The sequence below is a fragment of the Providencia sp. 21OH12SH02B-Prov genome (genome assembly GCF_027362595.1).
GTDB classification, from domain to species: Bacteria; Pseudomonadota; Gammaproteobacteria; order Enterobacterales; family Enterobacteriaceae; genus Providencia; species Providencia zhejiangensis.
In genome coordinates this window covers 2,293,719-2,309,673 of the sequence record NZ_CP114796.1, presented here as the reverse complement: position 1 = coordinate 2,309,673, position 15,955 = coordinate 2,293,719, and the positions used below count along the sequence as shown (strand labels likewise).

Sequence of the window (15,955 nt, the reverse complement as noted above, 5' to 3'; positions counted from 1 at the left end):
GAAACTAATGTGAAAAACCTAAGTATAGATAAATAGCGAGTACCATACTTGCTGTAACTAACGCATAAGGCATTTGTGTACGAATATGTTCGATATGGTCGCAATCTGTAGCCATTGAGGCGACAATCGCATCTGCTGAAATGGGGGACGTCATATCACCAAATATTGAACCAGAGATAGCCGCACCGATCATATATTCGATAGGCATATCAATGGATATACCGAGTTGTACACCAATTGGGATCATGATGGCAAAAGTACCCCATGAGGTGCCTGTTGCTAATGACATGATGGCGCTAATGATAAAGATGAAGCCGACAGAAAAACCAGGGGCCATCACGCCTTGCGTAACGGTGGCAATATATGTACCTGTATTTAGTTCTGCTGAAACATTTCCCATTAAAAACGCTAATATCATAATAGAACTAATTTTTAGCATGTTGGCATAACCAATAAATAACTCGCGAAAGAAACTCTCAATATTCAGTAGTCGGCGAGCGATAAACCAACAGAAAGAGACCACAGTACCAAACATAACTCCCCAGTAAACAGATGTGGAACCACTTCCTTTACTAAAATCACCATCACCAGTGATGTATAAAGCCACTGGAACCATCAATACGGTCGACAGAATTGGGATAAAAAAGTTGAATACGGAGTGTGTATTAGGATGGTCAATAATCTCTTTTTCGTCTTCTATTTGATTTTTTTGCGAATGAATACCTGTTGCGTGGTTGGCTTGATAACGCATTTCCGCTTTTTTCATTGGCCCCCAAGAGATATTGGTAAAAACATAGAATAAGATCGTTATAAGCGATAACCATGCCATTAAGTTATAACCTATTGATGTAATTAAAATATCAAAAGGTTCGCCACTAATCAGTCCTTGTGAAATTTGGACGCCAATCAATCCCATAATCACAGCTCCCCAGCCATTGATAATGGCAGAAGAGCAAACAGAGACACAGGCGGTTTGGATGATGTATGACATTTTTTCAGGCGCAACCGCATATTTATGCGCTAGATTCTTCGTGGCAGCACCAGCAACCAACTGATTAATTGAGCTTTCTATGAAAATCAAGGAAGTAATCACAATCGCCAAGAGTTGCGTCGTAACCCGATTTTTGACTAATTGCGTTCGATTGGACAGTAACTGAACTAAGGCTCGGACGCCTCCTGTAATAACGACTAGGCGCATAATGCCGCCGATCATTACCATGAATACGATAGTACGAGTATTGCCTGGCGAGGCGAATGTATCAATAACGCCGTCGACTGTTCCCCTGATACCCAGCAAGATATTGTGGTCGTTAATCACGGTAAAACCAACGAGGATCCCCAACATCAGCGACAGCATGACTTGACGAGTGAATATCGCCAGTAGAATAGTTACGATGGGAGTAATGATTGTCCAAATGCCATAGTCTTGCATGTATTTACCTATTTGCAATGAATTTTTATTTTAAAATTATAATTGTTGAAAAATCATAGCACTAATAGGGAAGTTTATTGAATAAATAACTGCACATACTCTGCGTTTTACAACGAAAAATAGGCATAAATTTTAAAATAAGGAGAAAAACAGGCGGGAAGTAGGTAAAAAAACCATTGAGAAATGGCTTTTTTACCTTAAGTAATTATCAAAAGCTAGTTTAGGTTTTTCCACTCGTCATATGTGATACGGCTGAGCTCTTCTACTTTGATTTCACCAATTAATTCAATATATTGAGGCTCAAGAGTGCCATAATGAACAAATCCACATTTTTCTTGAGCGATTTTAGACTGTTCGTTACCTTGAAAATAGCCGCACCATAAATTATCGAGTTTTAAGTCGTTAAAACCATGACGCATAACTTCGCGAATCGCTTCTGGAATCAACCCTTTCCCCCAAAATGGAACGCCAATCCAATAACTCACTTCGGCATCGTTTTCACCAATGGGGAAGTTGCTTTCTGAGCCAATTGATAAACCGATTAAACCGATGGCACGGTTATCTTCTTTTAGTGCAACAGCATAAATCTCATCCCGCATAAAAATATTTTTGATGATATCTAAGCTTTCTTCAACGCTCTGGTGTGGGGGCCAACCGGCAATAGGTCCAACGCGTTCATCTTTAGCATATTCATATAAGTCCGCTGCGTCGTTTTCTTGCCAAGGACGTAAAATTAATCTTTCTGTATGCAATATCATTTTTTTATCTCCTAAAATCTAAATAAGTGAACGCTATTTTAGGTACTTTTAACAACTCATTGCTCTTTTTATACTGGACGTAACGATTAATGCGTAGCTTAGTGAACCATTCGTATCATGTCCCTCAAGTTGCCAGCTTGGGCGAAACGACATTTGATAAACAACTGTTAATGCCGCTTGTTACAGCTTATGTAACCGTGTTGATTTGCAAGCGAGGAAGCGCCATTTTTAACATTAATTTCAACAAATATGTTGTAAAAGCGCATGATATTGTTGTGTTGTATGACGATACGTTCGTCATGCTACAGCAATGTTCACGCTCAGCACTGTTTGACTATATTTTGCTTGAAAAAGCCTTTGCCAGTGATGTTGCATTTCAATTGCCTAATCCGTTGTTTGCGTTTTTCAATGAATCGCCAGTACTTCATGTCAAGCAAGAAGATTGGAAGTCATTACAACAATGGCAAAGGTTATTGAGTTTTATTATTCAGCAGCAAGGGGAATATGCCACCTTGATGCTCTGTAATCATGTGCAAAATTTCTTTTTAATGATTGCGAATAAAATGCCTCAAACACCGCTTAAGCAAAAAGCACAGCAGAGCCGTAAAGAGCAGCTGTGTTGGCGTTTTTGGGACATGATTACTCAGTATTGCAAAGTGCACAGAGAAGTACAGTTTTATGCACAAAAATTAGCAGTAACCCCCTTTTATTTATCACAGATAACCAAGAGTTTTTTTAATGATACTCCTAAAGCATTGATAGATAGACAAGTTATACTGGAGATCAAAGCGCTATTAGGGGCTGGGAATAAATCAATCAAAGAAGTGGCGGTGTTATTAAATTTTGAAGATACCTCTTATTTATGCCGATATTTTAAGCGACACACAGGCGTGACATAATCGCATTTTAGGAAAAATCATGGCTATGACTGAGATATGTCATTAGCTTGCTTCAATTTGTGTAGCATGTTTTTTCACAAAATCAATAAAGCATCGTAACCTAGGTGAAACGGCTTGGTTGCGATAATAAACAGCATGAATGGGCTGCCTTACTCTATCTGTTTGTTCTGTTAATACTTGAACCAGTTGACCTGTTGAGAGAGCTTCATGGCTCACGAAATCAGAAGAAAGCAGTATCCCACAGCCTTGAAGCGCTAATTGAAATAACACTTCACCGCTGGATGCTGACATATCTGGCGTTATTTTAAGTGGCGTGCCATCCGCTTTGTTTATTGGCCAGATATTCAATGTTTCCGGTGTGGTAAAACCTAATAAACGATGGTGATGTAAATCATCAATCGTGTTGGGCATGCCGTATTTGCTAAGATAAGCAGGGCTGGCCAACAGCCGTTTCTGACTATAACCAATTAATGTTGCATTAAGTGATGAGTCTTTTAATTGACCAATACGAAAGGCGACATCCGTTTTTTTCTCTAGCAGATTAGTGACACCTTCAAAATTGGTAATTTCTAACGTAATTTGTGGATATTGCTCACTAAATAGTGGCATCAAAGGCGCGATAACTCGAGTTAAAAAAGGAGTCGAAGCATCAACGCGTAATTTTCCAGAAGGGATAGTTTGACGTACGGATAACATTTCCTCGGTTTCTTGAGCAAGTTGAACTATCTCTCGCGCTTTTTGCAAAAATGCACAACCTTCATCACTGAGCTTGATCTTACGTGTTGTACGGTAAATTAGGGTGGTTTGTATTTTTTCCTCTAGTCGAAGAAGCAACCTACTTACCGTTGATATGGTCATATTCAGCTGTTCGGCAGCTGCTGTCATAGAGCCGCAATCAACGACACTGATAAAGACTTGTAACTCTTCAAATGTCATCTTCATTTTTGCAATTCCAACAAAAGTTTTTCTTACCTTAATGGCTTTTTCAAGACACATCAATATGAAAAAATCACGCATCTTTAATGTATTCAATAAAATGAGACAGTTATTCGTAAGGTCAATCTATGAAGATCAATACAGCACTATTAGCATTATCAATAGGCGCATTTGCTATCGGTGTGACTGAGTTTTCGCCAATGGGAATGCTACCTTATATCGCCGATAACCTGAACGTGACGATTCCTTCCGTAGGCGCAATCGTGATGATTTATGCATTGGGGGTGATGGTTGGAGCCCCTATCATGACATTAGTATTAGCTAAATATCCCCCTAAATATGCACTCGTTTTTCTTATGTCCATCTTTACGCTCGGTAATCTGTTATCCGCGATGTCGCCTGATTTGGTGATGCTGTCACTTTCTCGGCTGGTTACTAGCTTAAATCATGGGGCCTTTTTTGGATTAGGGGCATTAGTGGCGGCGAATGTTGTTCCTCCAAGTAAACAAGCCAGTGCGATTGCGGCGATGTTTATGGGATTGACGATTGCAAATATAGGCGGAGTACCATTCATGGCCAAACTGACGCAAGTGATTGGTTGGCGGCCCGCTTTCTTTGTCATATCAGGGTTGGGGCTGATGACCTTGATCAGTTTGATCCTAGCGTTACCTCGCCATCTATCGGGTCAAACAATACATGTTCGCGCTGAATTACGTATTTTACGCAAACCTCAAGTGATGCTAGGAATGCTGAGTACCGTGTTAGGTGCAAGCGCTATGTTTACCTTGTACACCTATATCACGCCAATGCTAATGCAGTTTATTAACGCATCTGACCAAATGATTACCTTTATGTTAATTATTGTTGGGATAGGGTTTACGGTAGGAAATTATCTCGGTGGATTATTTGCAGACAAATCGTTGTATGGAACATTATTTGTTTTCTTTGGTATGTTAGCGCTCAGCATGGCAATCTTTCCTATTATTGGCACAACGACGATCGGTGCAGGGTTTGGGCTAGTATTTTGGAGTATTTTTAGCTTTGGTGTGGTGCCTCCTTTACAAATTTTAGTGATGAAAGCAGCACAAGGAGCGCAAGCTTTAGCGTCTTCTGTGAATGTGGGGGCATTTAATCTTGGTAATGCCATTGGTGCGGCGATTGGTGCTAGCGTATTATCATTTGGCTACGATTATTCAACGGTAAGCTATATGGGAGCTTTAGTCGCATTACTCGGTATTGTCGCCTTATGGCTTAAAATACGCCAAAACTCACGAAAAGAAGTTTGTCACCCAGCTTCTTGTCTGTGTGATTAATCGGACTAAAAAGCAAGAGATGGAGTTTGTTGCTGCCTGATCAGTTTAATAATGGCGGTAACACAGGGCAGATTGGAGTATGACAATGACAGCAACAAACAAATGGTTAAGTGATGAAGCGCGTTGGCAAGCAATTGTCGCCCGTGACAAAGCGGCGGATGGTCATTTTGTTTATGGTGTTCGTACCTCAAGAATTTACTGTCATCCCTCGGCGGCGGGGCGTTTACCCAAACGAGATAATATCGAATTTTTTGATAACGAACAGCAAGCGATAGACAAAGGTTATCATGCGGGGAAACGTAGTCGTAAAGAGGCTGCTCAACTTGAACAATTCTATCAGGAAAAAATAGCCCAAGCTTGTCGATATATTGAGCAGAGTCATACGACGGTGAAGTTAGATGAACTTGCCGCAGTTGTAGGGATCAGTCGTTATCATTTTCATCGTTTATTTAAAGCGCAAACAGGGCTAACCCCGAAGGCGTATGCGGATGCGCATCGTCATGGCAAATTGCAGCAACAGTTACAACAACAACCACGTATTACGGATGCTATTTATGATGCGGGATTCAGTTCTAATAGTCGATTTTACGAAACGGCAACGGAACGCTTAGGCATGACGCCGAAAGCCTGGAAAGCGGGAGGCGATGGCTCAATCATTTATTTTGCATTGGCGATGTGCTCGTTAGGCCATGTTTTGGTAGCTCAAAGCACAGTGGGGGTTTGCGCTATTTTACTGGGGGATGATCCTGAAAAGCTGTTACAAGACTTAGAAGATAAATTTCCTCAAGCTGAATTAATAGGTGGTGATAGCCAATTTGAACAACTGGTTGCGAAAGTGATTGGGTTTATTGAAGCGCCTGAACTTGGCTTAAACTTGCCTTTAGATATTCGCGGCACTGCGTTTCAGCAGCGGGTATGGCAAGCATTGCGTACGATCCCCGTTGGCTCAACAGTGAGTTACAGTGACATTGCAAAGCAAATTGGTCATCCGAAAGCTATTCGAGCGGTTGCTGGCGCTTGTGCGGCAAACATGCTTGCGGTTGCGATACCTTGCCATCGTGTTGTACGAACAGATGGATCGTTGTCAGGCTACCGTTGGGGAATAGAACGTAAGCGTAGCTTGCTAAACAAGGAAGCAATAAAGAAGTAATGAGTTTAATAAATAATCACTCAGAAAAATTGTTTGCCATAATTATATCCTGTTAACACTTTTTCAATCTGATATGGGCAAATGACCTATTGTAACGATCGTTCGTTTTGTATGTTTTCTTCATTTGAAGCAACATAGTGAAAGGAATTTAAGATGGTTACAAGCATTTATAAAGATTTATCTCTGGCTCCTTCAGGCGAACAAAAAATTGCTTGGGTTCGTGCGCATATGCCACTTTTGCGCGCTTTAGAAGCGCGTTTTAGTGAAGAAAAACCTTTTGCAGGCAAACGCATTGCCTTGTCGATTCATTTAGAGGCGAAAACGGCTTATCTCGCGCAAGTGTTTGCGGCTGGTGGTGCCAAAGTGTCTGTGACTGGCAGCAATCCAATGTCAACGAAAGACGATATTGTGGCTGCACTTGTCAAAAATGGTATTAATACATTCGCTATTCATGGGGCGAGTGGTGAAGAATATCAACAATTTGTAAAAGAAACCTTAGCCTGTGAACCTCATATTGTTATTGATGATGGCGGTGATTTGGTTCATGAGTTACACAGTGTGTATCCAGAATATGCGAATCATGTCATTGGCGCATGTGAAGAAACAACGACGGGTGTATTAAGGGCGATAGCGCGTGAGAAAAGTCATGAACTGAATTTCCCTGTCATCTCTATTAATGGTGCGCAATCCAAACATTTATTTGATAACCGTTATGGTACTGGCCAATCCACATTTGATGGCATTATGCGAACAACTAACCTAGTGATTGCGGGTAAAAAAGTTGTTGTTGCAGGCTATGGCTGGTGTGGCAAAGGCTGTGCTATGCGTGCAAAAGGATTAGGCGCGGAAGTCATTATTACTGAAATTGATCCGATCAAAGCACTTGAAGCGAAGATGGATGGTTTTGAAGTGATGACCATGGAAGCAGCATCTCCATTAGGCGATATTTTTGTGACCGCTACGGGTTGCTGTGATGTATTAACTGAGGCGCATTTTAGTTTAATGAAAGAAGGGGCGATTATCAGTAACACAGGCCATTTTGAAGATGAAATAGACTTGAAAGGCTTACAAGCATTAAGTGTTTCGACGTATGAGGCTCGTCAAAATATTGATGCGTATTGCTTAAAAAATGGTCGTACTGTTTATCTGTTAGGTCGAGGTGCATTAGTCAATATCGCCTGTGCAGATGGTCATCCGGCTGAAATTATGGACATGAGTTTTGCTTTACAAGCATTAGGTGCAGAGTATTTGCTTAAGCATGATCTTGATAAGAAAGTGTATGCTGTTTCTGATGAAATCGACAGTGAAGTGGCTCGCTTAAAATTACAAGATATGGGTGTCACTTTTGATGCTCTTAGTGACAGACAATATCAGTATTTGAACGCCTTCGAACTGAAATAAAAATAGTCGGAGAACGCTAATGTCGATACTGAATAGCCTTTTAGGTATTGCTGTCATACTGTTGGTTGCATACCTTTGTTCTAATAACCGCCGTAGGATTAGCCTACGGCTCGTTTCTATCGCACTATTAATGCAATTTACGTTTGCATTTTGCATGTTATATCTTCCTATTGGAAAACAGGTCATGATGTGGATGGCTGATAAAGTCACTGCATTGTTAGACTACACACAAATAGGGACTCAGTTTTTATTAGGTGGCTTGGCAACAGACAAGATGTTTGATTTGCTTGGCGCTGATGGGTTTATCTTTGTGTTTAAAGTATTACCTGTATTGGTATTCTTATCTGCGTTATCTGCATTGTTGTTCCATGTTGGCATTATGCAAAAACTGATCATTTTGATTGGTGGTGCTTTGCATCGTTTATTAGGCACATCACGTGCAGAATCGATGTCATCCGCTGCAAACATTTTTCTTGGTGTTACAGAAGCGCCACTGGTGATCCGTCCTTATTTGAAATATTTATCTTCCTCAGAGTTTTTTACCATTTTGGTCGGAGGAATAGCATCAATTGCTGGCACTGTACTATTAGGTTACGCGCAATATGGTGTAAAAATTGAATATTTATTAGCGGCATCTTTCATGTCTGCACCTGCTGGTTTATTGTTTGCGAAGCTGTTTTATCCTGAAACTAAGGAAAACAGTGATAAGCATACGAGCGCTAACTCGATGAAAGAGGAAAAGTCAGAATACCGCAATAGTATTGATGCGGTGACTCAAGGTGCTAGTGTTGGTGTCAGTATGGCGTTAAATATTGCAGGTATGCTATTAGCGTTACTGGCAATTATCGCGATGTTTGATGGCATAATGATGTGGGCGACGAGCTTTACAGGCCATGAGATTTCGCTGACTCAGCTGATTGGTTGGTTATTTTCACCAGTGGCTTGGTTATTAGGTGTCGATTGGACTGAAGCACAGTTTGCAGGACAGCTGCTAGGGCAAAAAGTACTATTCAATGAATTTATTGCATATGCTAATCTACAGCCTTATTTAGATGGTTCAATTCTCCCAGCTACCGGAGAAGCCTTAAGCGTGAAAACACAAGTCATTCTTTCATTTGCTTTGTGTGGTTTTACGAATATAGGCACTATCGGTATTGCGATAGGAGGAATTGGTGCTATGTGTCCAGAACGTCGGGGCGAATTAACCAGTATCGCATTTAAAGCCTTCGGTGCGGCAATATTAGCTAACCTGATGAATGGCGCAATTGCTGGATTAATTTTAGGTTAATAATGGTAGGTGGCATATATGATGGATGAAACGCCTTTTCGCGAATTGTGGCTCAAGTTTAGTGAACAAGAACTCCTGCCCGATGTTGATTGGTTATTTCGTCATGCGCCACCTTCCGTCAAAAATACGTTTTGTACAATTCATCTGCAAGAAGGTTACAAGTTAATCCATCAAGGCACCGATAATAAATACACTTACATTATTATTGAAGGTGAGTTTGTCGTGAATAAACTTGCTGATAATGGTAAAGAGCTTGCACTTACCTTCTGTTATAAGGGGGAGTTTCTTGGTGAGATGGAAGCTCTTTGTCAACAAACAGGCTATCGCTATGATGTTATTGCATTAACAGATGCGCGAGTTATCCGCATTCCCTCTGACAGCTTTTTAGTCTGGCTATCTCAAGATCATCGTTTATCCATTCTTTTAAACCGTCAATTAGCAAAACGGTCATTAATTAATGGAGAACAACGGCTAATGACAGCCGTTGACTCTATTGAAAAGAATCTCCTGTATATTTTAACCCAACTATCCAGTCATCAAATTCGTTTACCAAGAGAAACGTTAGCTGCAATTTTAGGTACATCACGCCGTCATTTAGATAAAGTTTTATTTAAACTCAAGGAGCAGGGGGTGATACAACAAGAAGGCCCAATAATTTTATTAAGCTCCCGTTAATCTATAGACTAAATTAAATTTCTATTTTTGTATGGTCAATATTATAAGCATGCATGCAGATTAGTTTAAAAATAAATTATATCAATAAGTTGGTTTATCTTTTATATGCTAATACTATTTATCTATTTAGTTTATATTTTCTGACCTTTATATTTTTCATATTTTTTGCGATTCTTAAAATAATGATAAATTTTCTTTATTAAATAAAATAATTTTTTGGCTATCCAGATAATCGCAGTGACTAAGATAAATGAAGGATAATGTTTGCCATTTCTATTATGTTCGTATTCCATATTGCGTTCCTATGCTGTATGTCTATTTTTAAATTGGCATAGGGAATAATGTCAAAAAAGTGACAGATATTATTTTTTGCATAATACAGATCAAAAAAGAACAAATCTGTATTACATTACCGCAATAGAGAAACGGTGAAAGGGCTGGAAGATGTTACTGTACAAGCAAATCGCGCAGACACTACAAGAAAAAATTTATCGGGGGGATTTTTTGAGTGGTGAAAAGCTGCCTTCAGTAAGGGAAATTGGGCGTGAACATGCGGTGAGTTTAACCACGGCTCAGCTTGCGTACCGTGAACTTGAAAAGATGCAGTTGATTTACGCGGTCCCTAAATCAGGTTACTTTGTCATCCCAAATAAAAACGAAGCTCTATTGCCTAAGGCTGTCAATTATATACAAAAGCCAGTTCAGATTGCTCAATGGAACCCAACTATTGATTTTTTGCGTGTAGAAGAACGTGATAACGTTACTTCGCTATCTTGCGCGGTACCTAATATTGAAAGCAAAACGTTGGAACCGTTGTGGCAAGAAATCAACATGATCAGCCGTCGTAAAAATAGCTTAGTATTAGAGTATGATTGTTTACAAGGATTGCCCGCTTTACGCGAGCAAATTCACAGTATTTCTACTCATAAACCGTCATTCACTCCAGATGACATCGTGACGACGACTAGCGGTCATCAATCAATATCATTATCTATTCAAGCTTGTACACAAGGTAATGACGTTATTGCGATTGAGTCACCCGCCTTTCCAGGGTTATTACAAACTCTGTATGGGTTGGGCAGGAAAATTATTGAGATCCCAACAGACCCGCAAACAGGGATTAAACTGAAAAGGGTACAAGAGGCTTTTCATCATTGGCCTGTGAAAGCTATTGTCGTCACACCCACCTGCAATAATCCTATGGGCTGTTCTATGCCTGACACACATAAGCAACAACTATTGGCGTTGGCAAATCAGTATGGTGTGACAATCATTGAAAATGATGTGCTTGCTGGATTAGCTTACGAATATCCACGCCCAGCGACAATACAATCATTCGATAGTGAAGGTCGGGTGATCCTTTGTAGCTCGTTTTCTAAAACCATTGCCCCAGGGGTCCGTACGGGGTGGGTTATACCGGGTAAATACAAAGAAAAAGTCATGCATTTAAAATATTTATCTCATTGCTCGGGGGAAATATTTATGCAACAAGTGGTCGCTAATTTTTTGCGTGAAGGGCACTATTTTCCGCATTTACGCTCTATGCGACAACATTACGAGGCGTTACAAAGCCAGTATCGTGAGTTAGTGGAAAGCTATTTTCCACCGATGACGCGGATTTCTCGACCACAAGGTGGATTTTCTTTATGGATTGAGCATCCACCTGTCGATAACCGTAAATTAATGGATGTCTTAAACCGAAATAAAGTGATCGTGCTTACAGGAGAACATTTTTCATCGGCAGGATGTTTTACTCATCATTTACGAATTAACTATGCATTACCATTGATTCCGAGACGCCGTAATGGGTTAAAGATATTAGGTGAGACATTAAAATTAGCCAGCTTATAGTGTAACCATGAGATTGCGCCTTGGTCGTGATGGGGTGCAATTATTTTATTTGACGCTAAATGTTGTCTTCGATAGACTCATAACCTCTCCCAAATTCTATATCGTCATTTCCCTTTATTTCTGAACACCTCGCTTTTTGATATCGCGTCAAAGTCTTTCATTATCACTATTAACGTCTTTTTTTAACTCTACATTTAATCATTTTTGCTTATATCTGTGACTGAACGTCAGCAGAGAACGGGGTGTTTTTATTTACGCAAGAGAATCCTATGCAATCGAACCGTTATTTATTATTAGTTTTTGCAGCCGCTGTTTATTTAGTCGGCACAACAGAATTTATGTTATCGGCGACGCTAACGCCGCTAGCGGAGGTGTTTTCCGTTACTAGCGCACAAGCATCTTGGCTAATTTCAGCTTATGCGCTGACTTATGCGGTTAGTGCGCCAGTATTAGGTTATTTTTCTGACAGAGTTGAGCGACGAAAATTACTGTTAGTTGCTATGTTTCTATTTGCAATAGATAGTCTAGCCATTATTGCTTCTCCAAACTTCACGATAGCTCTGCTGTTTCGTATTTGTGGTGGCTTAGCATCAGCAGCGATTGTGCCAACTATTTTTTCCTTAATTGCGGATATCTTTCCTTCTCGCCAGCAGTCCTCTGCGATGGGAACGGCAATGATTGGTATGACAGTGGGAATTGTTACGGGCCCAGCGTTAGCCGGTGTGTTAACAGAATATTTAACATGGTATGCACCATTTATCATGACGACGCTCGGAAGTCTGATCGTTTGGTTTTGTGCATGTAAAATACTTCCTTCTTCAAAACAAATTCATACTTTGAAAACACAGGGCAGTTTTCAGTGGCTACGTAATACTAAAATTACCCATTTTATTGGTGCAAAAGCATTATGGAATGGTACGGCCGTCAGTATTTTTTTATTATCAGGGGAAATATTACGACATAAATTTGCAATAGATAGTGCATTGATTGGTCTTGTTATCAGCGCGTTTGGTGCTGGTTTATTTATAGGTAATTTGCTTGTCGGTAAATTGAACAATTTATTATTGAATGATAGTCAACGGTTATTACTCGTGATTTCAATGATGGCGATTGCAGTGGCTACGTTTATTTTTGCCTATTTTCCATTAATTGCTCATACACTATGCTTAGTGATTTGGGGCAATTTTCTGGGAATGGCTGCACCACTCAGTACAACAATAATCGCGACTCGAAGTGGTGAAAATAAAGGGCAAGTGCTAGCAGTATCGGAAAGCTTGAATAATATAGTGCTATTTTCAATGTTACCCTTATTGTCATGGTTATTGATGAACTATGGAATACTAACCATGGGAGCGATGAGTATTCTTGTATTAGTCATTTCAATAATGATTTGTGGATTTGATGCTAAACGTCCTGAAGCGTAAGGTAATTGGTGAAGTGGTTATCGCTTCACCAACGATTATTACTGTGTTTGTAATAGACGATGTTGTCTCACACTCATGCCTCTGAGCATACTCATCCAAGCAAGAACAGTGAAGATCATCAAGATGATAAAAATAGCTTTAGGCGGTAATTCAGTGAGGACAATCCCTGTGATCATGGGGTTAAATGCACCACCGAGTAAACCCAGTGCTTGAGCAGAAAAATAGCTTGATTTCATGCCTTCCGGAGCAATGTTATCGATAAGCATGTATTCACCTGGTGCATAAATAAGTTCTCCCAACGTAAAAATAAATGAACCTAACGCCCATAAGTACAAGTTTTCACCCGCTTCCATAAATGTGGCTAAACCAGCGACAAAGAAGATAGTCCCTATCGTCATGTAACGTTTAAGGTTATCAGGCGTGAGGCGTTTGCCTACCATATATTGTAAGGTGACAACCACGACGGCATTCACAGGGAGTACAACGCCAATAACGGCTTGTGCAAACTCACTGTTTGCAACAGTAATCACATATTATGACATCCACGTTGTAAAAGAACCAAACACGAGAGAACCGAGAAAAGTCGATAGAATAAACCACGCAAGCGCTCTGTCATGCAGCATTGCTGCGGGGTTCCAAAGGTGTTTTGTTTCATCGTGATGAGAAACAGGTTTTACACTCTGTACATAACGTTGGATAAAGAAAATAGGAACAGAAGCAGAGATAGCAGCCAACCAGAAAGGTAAATTGATATTATACATCAATAACCATGTTCCAAGTGGTGGCCCAATTGTCCAACCAATATTTAAAAAAGTATAATTAAGTGAAAATACTTTCGCTTTAACGGAAAGGGAGAGTGTATCTGAAAACAATCATTCGATAGTGAAGGTCGGGTGATCCTTTGTAGCTCGTTTTCTAAAACCATTGCCCCAGGGGTCCGTACGGGGTGGGTTATACCGGGTAAATACAAAGAAAAAGTCATGCATTTAAAATATTTATCTCATTGCTCGGGGGAAATATTTATGCAACAAGTGGTCGCTAATTTTTTGCGTGAAGGGCACTATTTTCCGCATTTACGCTCTATGCGACAACATTACGAGGCGTTACAAAGCCAGTATCGTGAGTTAGTGGAAAGCTATTTTCCACCGATGACGCGGATTTCTCGACCACAAGGTGGATTTTCTTTATGGATTGAGCATCCACCTGTCGATAACCGTAAATTAATGGATGTCTTAAACCGAAATAAAGTGATCGTGCTTACAGGAGAACATTTTTCATCGGCAGGATGTTTTACTCATCATTTACGAATTAACTATGCATTACCATTGATTCCGAGACGCCGTAATGGGTTAAAGATATTAGGTGAGACATTAAAATTAGCCAGCTTATAGTGTAACCATGAGATTGCGCCTTGGTCGTGATGGGGTGCAATTATTTTATTTGACGCTAAATGTTGTCTTCGATAGACTCATAACCTCTCCCAAATTCTATATCGTCATTTCCCTTTATTTCTGAACACCTCGCTTTTTGATATCGCGTCAAAGTCTTTCATTATCACTATTAACGTCTTTTTTTAACTCTACATTTAATCATTTTTGCTTATATCTGTGACTGAACGTCAGCAGAGAACGGGGTGTTTTTATTTACGCAAGAGAATCCTATGCAATCGAACCGTTATTTATTATTAGTTTTTGCAGCCGCTGTTTATTTAGTCGGCACAACAGAATTTATGTTATCGGCGACGCTAACGCCGCTAGCGGAGGTGTTTTCCGTTACTAGCGCACAAGCATCTTGGCTAATTTCAGCTTATGCGCTGACTTATGCGGTTAGTGCGCCAGTATTAGGTTATTTTTCTGACAGAGTTGAGCGACGAAAATTACTGTTAGTTGCTATGTTTCTATTTGCAATAGATAGTCTAGCCATTATTGCTTCTCCAAACTTCACGATAGCTCTGCTGTTTCGTATTTGTGGTGGCTTAGCATCAGCAGCGATTGTGCCAACTATTTTTTCCTTAATTGCGGATATCTTTCCTTCTCGCCAGCAGTCCTCTGCGATGGGAACGGCAATGATTGGTATGACAGTGGGAATTGTTACGGGCCCAGCGTTAGCCGGTGTGTTAACAGAATATTTAACATGGTATGCACCATTTATCATGACGACGCTCGGAAGTCTGATCGTTTGGTTTTGTGCATGTAAAATACTTCCTTCTTCAAAACAAATTCATACTTTGAAAACACAGGGCAGTTTTCAGTGGCTACGTAATACTAAAATTACCCATTTTATTGGTGCAAAAGCATTATGGAATGGTACGGCCGTCAGTATTTTTTTATTATCAGGGGAAATATTACGACATAAATTTGCAATAGATAGTGCATTGATTGGTCTTGTTATCAGCGCGTTTGGTGCTGGTTTATTTATAGGTAATTTGCTTGTCGGTAAATTGAACAATTTATTATTGAATGATAGTCAACGGTTATTACTCGTGATTTCAATGATGGCGATTGCAGTGGCTACGTTTATTTTTGCCTATTTTCCATTAATTGCTCATACACTATGCTTAGTGATTTGGGGCAATTTTCTGGGAATGGCTGCACCACTCAGTACAACAATAATCGCGACTCGAAGTGGTGAAAATAAAGGGCAAGTGCTAGCAGTATCGGAAAGCTTGAATAATATAGTGCTATTTTCAATGTTACCCTTATTGTCATGGTTATTGATGAACTATGGAATACTAACCATGGGAGCGATGAGTATTCTTGTATTAGTCATTTCAATAATGATTTGTGGATTTGATGCTAAACGTCCTGAAGCGTAAGGTAATTGGTGAA

General features: G+C 40.0%; 16 protein-coding genes. 10 read left to right on the top strand and 6 right to left on the bottom strand.

The features are described from left to right. Positions 1-4: 4 nt before the first annotated feature. Together O7C57_RS10890 and O7C57_RS10885 are read right to left on the bottom strand one after the other, a co-directional pair. Positions 5-1,432 carry a Na+/H+ antiporter NhaC family protein gene (locus tag O7C57_RS10890; RefSeq protein WP_154623562.1) on the bottom strand — a complete coding sequence of 476 codons (1,428 nt, stop codon included), beginning with the start codon at positions 1,430-1,432 and terminating at the stop codon, positions 5-7. Between the two features lie 215 nt (positions 1,433-1,647). Beyond that, positions 1,648-2,190 carry a GNAT family N-acetyltransferase gene (locus O7C57_RS10885; protein WP_154623561.1) on the bottom strand — a complete coding sequence of 181 codons (543 nt, stop codon included), beginning with the start codon at positions 2,188-2,190 and terminating at the stop codon, positions 1,648-1,650. An 89-nt stretch (positions 2,191-2,279) separates the two neighbouring features. On the opposite strand from O7C57_RS10885, the gene O7C57_RS10880 reads away from it, so the two are divergent. After that, positions 2,280-3,089 carry a helix-turn-helix domain-containing protein gene (locus O7C57_RS10880; protein WP_269723137.1) on the top strand — a complete coding sequence of 270 codons (810 nt, stop codon included), beginning with the start codon at positions 2,280-2,282 and terminating at the stop codon, positions 3,087-3,089. Positions 3,090-3,131: 42 nt separating this feature from the next. On the opposite strand, the gene O7C57_RS10875 is transcribed toward O7C57_RS10880, so the two are convergent. Further along, positions 3,132-4,031, bottom strand: a complete 900-nt coding sequence (locus tag O7C57_RS10875) for a LysR family transcriptional regulator (RefSeq protein WP_269723136.1) — start codon at positions 4,029-4,031, stop codon at positions 3,132-3,134. Positions 4,032-4,153: 122 nt separating this feature from the next. Here O7C57_RS10875 and O7C57_RS10870 point away from each other — a divergent pair, with 122 nt between their 5' ends. The 5 genes from O7C57_RS10870 to O7C57_RS10850 all read left to right on the top strand — a co-directional run bounded on the left by O7C57_RS10870 (position 4,154) and on the right by O7C57_RS10850 (position 9,852). Then, the gene (locus O7C57_RS10870; RefSeq protein WP_269723135.1) at positions 4,154-5,338 is read left to right on the top strand and encodes an MFS transporter; all 1,185 of its coding nucleotides are present in this window, start codon (positions 4,154-4,156) and stop codon (positions 5,336-5,338) included. Between the two features lie 85 nt (positions 5,339-5,423). Further along, on the top strand, positions 5,424-6,488 hold the full coding sequence (ada, locus tag O7C57_RS10865; RefSeq protein ID WP_154623558.1) for a bifunctional DNA-binding transcriptional regulator/O6-methylguanine-DNA methyltransferase Ada: 1,065 nt from the start codon (positions 5,424-5,426) through the stop codon (positions 6,486-6,488). A 153-nt stretch (positions 6,489-6,641) separates the two neighbouring features. After that, entirely contained in the window at positions 6,642-7,889 is a 1,248-nt protein-coding gene (locus tag O7C57_RS10860; protein ID WP_154623557.1) for an adenosylhomocysteinase, read from the top strand. Positions 7,890-7,908: 19 nt separating this feature from the next. After that, on the top strand, positions 7,909-9,177 hold the full coding sequence (locus tag O7C57_RS10855) for a NupC/NupG family nucleoside CNT transporter (RefSeq protein WP_154623556.1): 1,269 nt from the start codon (positions 7,909-7,911) through the stop codon (positions 9,175-9,177). 18 nt (positions 9,178-9,195) lie between these two features. Further along, a complete protein-coding gene (locus tag O7C57_RS10850) occupies positions 9,196-9,852 on the top strand; it encodes a Crp/Fnr family transcriptional regulator (RefSeq protein ID WP_154623555.1) in 657 nt (218 codons plus the stop codon). Positions 9,853-9,983: 131 nt separating this feature from the next. On the opposite strand, the gene O7C57_RS21635 is transcribed toward O7C57_RS10850, so the two are convergent. Then, positions 9,984-10,145, bottom strand: coding sequence for a hypothetical protein (locus O7C57_RS21635; RefSeq protein ID WP_195848625.1), 162 nt, complete (start codon positions 10,143-10,145; stop codon positions 9,984-9,986). Positions 10,146-10,296: 151 nt separating this feature from the next. On the opposite strand from O7C57_RS21635, the gene O7C57_RS10840 reads away from it, so the two are divergent. Beyond that, the gene (locus tag O7C57_RS10840; protein WP_163861734.1) at positions 10,297-11,703 is read left to right on the top strand and encodes a PLP-dependent aminotransferase family protein; all 1,407 of its coding nucleotides are present in this window, start codon (positions 10,297-10,299) and stop codon (positions 11,701-11,703) included. 269 nt (positions 11,704-11,972) lie between these two features. Beyond that, positions 11,973-13,127, top strand: a complete 1,155-nt coding sequence (locus O7C57_RS10835; RefSeq protein WP_269723131.1) for an MFS transporter — start codon at positions 11,973-11,975, stop codon at positions 13,125-13,127. Between the two features lie 38 nt (positions 13,128-13,165). On the opposite strand, the gene O7C57_RS10830 is transcribed toward O7C57_RS10835, so the two are convergent. Together O7C57_RS10830 and O7C57_RS10825 are read right to left on the bottom strand one after the other, a co-directional pair. After that, a complete protein-coding gene (locus tag O7C57_RS10830) occupies positions 13,166-13,657 on the bottom strand; it encodes a hypothetical protein (protein ID WP_269723134.1) in 492 nt (163 codons plus the stop codon). A 3-nt stretch (positions 13,658-13,660) separates the two neighbouring features. After that, positions 13,661-13,999 carry an MFS transporter gene (locus tag O7C57_RS10825; RefSeq protein ID WP_269723133.1) on the bottom strand — a complete coding sequence of 113 codons (339 nt, stop codon included), beginning with the start codon at positions 13,997-13,999 and terminating at the stop codon, positions 13,661-13,663. 21 nt (positions 14,000-14,020) lie between these two features. On the opposite strand from O7C57_RS10825, the gene O7C57_RS10820 reads away from it, so the two are divergent. Together O7C57_RS10820 and O7C57_RS10815 are read left to right on the top strand one after the other, a co-directional pair. Further along, a complete protein-coding gene (locus tag O7C57_RS10820) occupies positions 14,021-14,518 on the top strand; it encodes an aminotransferase class I/II-fold pyridoxal phosphate-dependent enzyme (protein WP_269723132.1) in 498 nt (165 codons plus the stop codon). Positions 14,519-14,787: 269 nt separating this feature from the next. Further along, entirely contained in the window at positions 14,788-15,942 is a 1,155-nt protein-coding gene (locus O7C57_RS10815; RefSeq protein ID WP_269723131.1) for an MFS transporter, read from the top strand. Positions 15,943-15,955 lie beyond the last annotated feature (13 nt).

Excerpts from the sequence above, each read along its gene's own strand:
- O7C57_RS10890 (WP_154623562.1), bottom strand. The coding sequence starts at position 1,432 with ATGCAAGACTATGGCATTTGGACAATCATTACTCCCATCGTAACTATT.
- O7C57_RS10885 (WP_154623561.1), bottom strand. The coding sequence starts at position 2,190 with ATGATATTGCATACAGAAAGATTAATTTTACGTCCTTGGCAAGAAAAC.
- O7C57_RS10880 (WP_269723137.1), top strand. The coding sequence starts at position 2,280 with ATGCGTAGCTTAGTGAACCATTCGTATCATGTCCCTCAAGTTGCCAGC.
- O7C57_RS10875 (WP_269723136.1), bottom strand. The coding sequence starts at position 4,031 with ATGAAGATGACATTTGAAGAGTTACAAGTCTTTATCAGTGTCGTTGAT.
- O7C57_RS10870 (WP_269723135.1), top strand. The coding sequence starts at position 4,154 with ATGAAGATCAATACAGCACTATTAGCATTATCAATAGGCGCATTTGCT.
- ada (WP_154623558.1), top strand. The coding sequence starts at position 5,424 with ATGACAGCAACAAACAAATGGTTAAGTGATGAAGCGCGTTGGCAAGCA.
- O7C57_RS10860 (WP_154623557.1), top strand. The coding sequence starts at position 6,642 with ATGGTTACAAGCATTTATAAAGATTTATCTCTGGCTCCTTCAGGCGAA.
- O7C57_RS10855 (WP_154623556.1), top strand. The coding sequence starts at position 7,909 with ATGTCGATACTGAATAGCCTTTTAGGTATTGCTGTCATACTGTTGGTT.
- O7C57_RS10850 (WP_154623555.1), top strand. The coding sequence starts at position 9,196 with ATGATGGATGAAACGCCTTTTCGCGAATTGTGGCTCAAGTTTAGTGAA.
- O7C57_RS21635 (WP_195848625.1), bottom strand. The coding sequence starts at position 10,145 with ATGGAATACGAACATAATAGAAATGGCAAACATTATCCTTCATTTATC.
- O7C57_RS10840 (WP_163861734.1), top strand. The coding sequence starts at position 10,297 with ATGTTACTGTACAAGCAAATCGCGCAGACACTACAAGAAAAAATTTAT.
- O7C57_RS10835 (WP_269723131.1), top strand. The coding sequence starts at position 11,973 with ATGCAATCGAACCGTTATTTATTATTAGTTTTTGCAGCCGCTGTTTAT.
- O7C57_RS10815 (WP_269723131.1), top strand. The coding sequence starts at position 14,788 with ATGCAATCGAACCGTTATTTATTATTAGTTTTTGCAGCCGCTGTTTAT.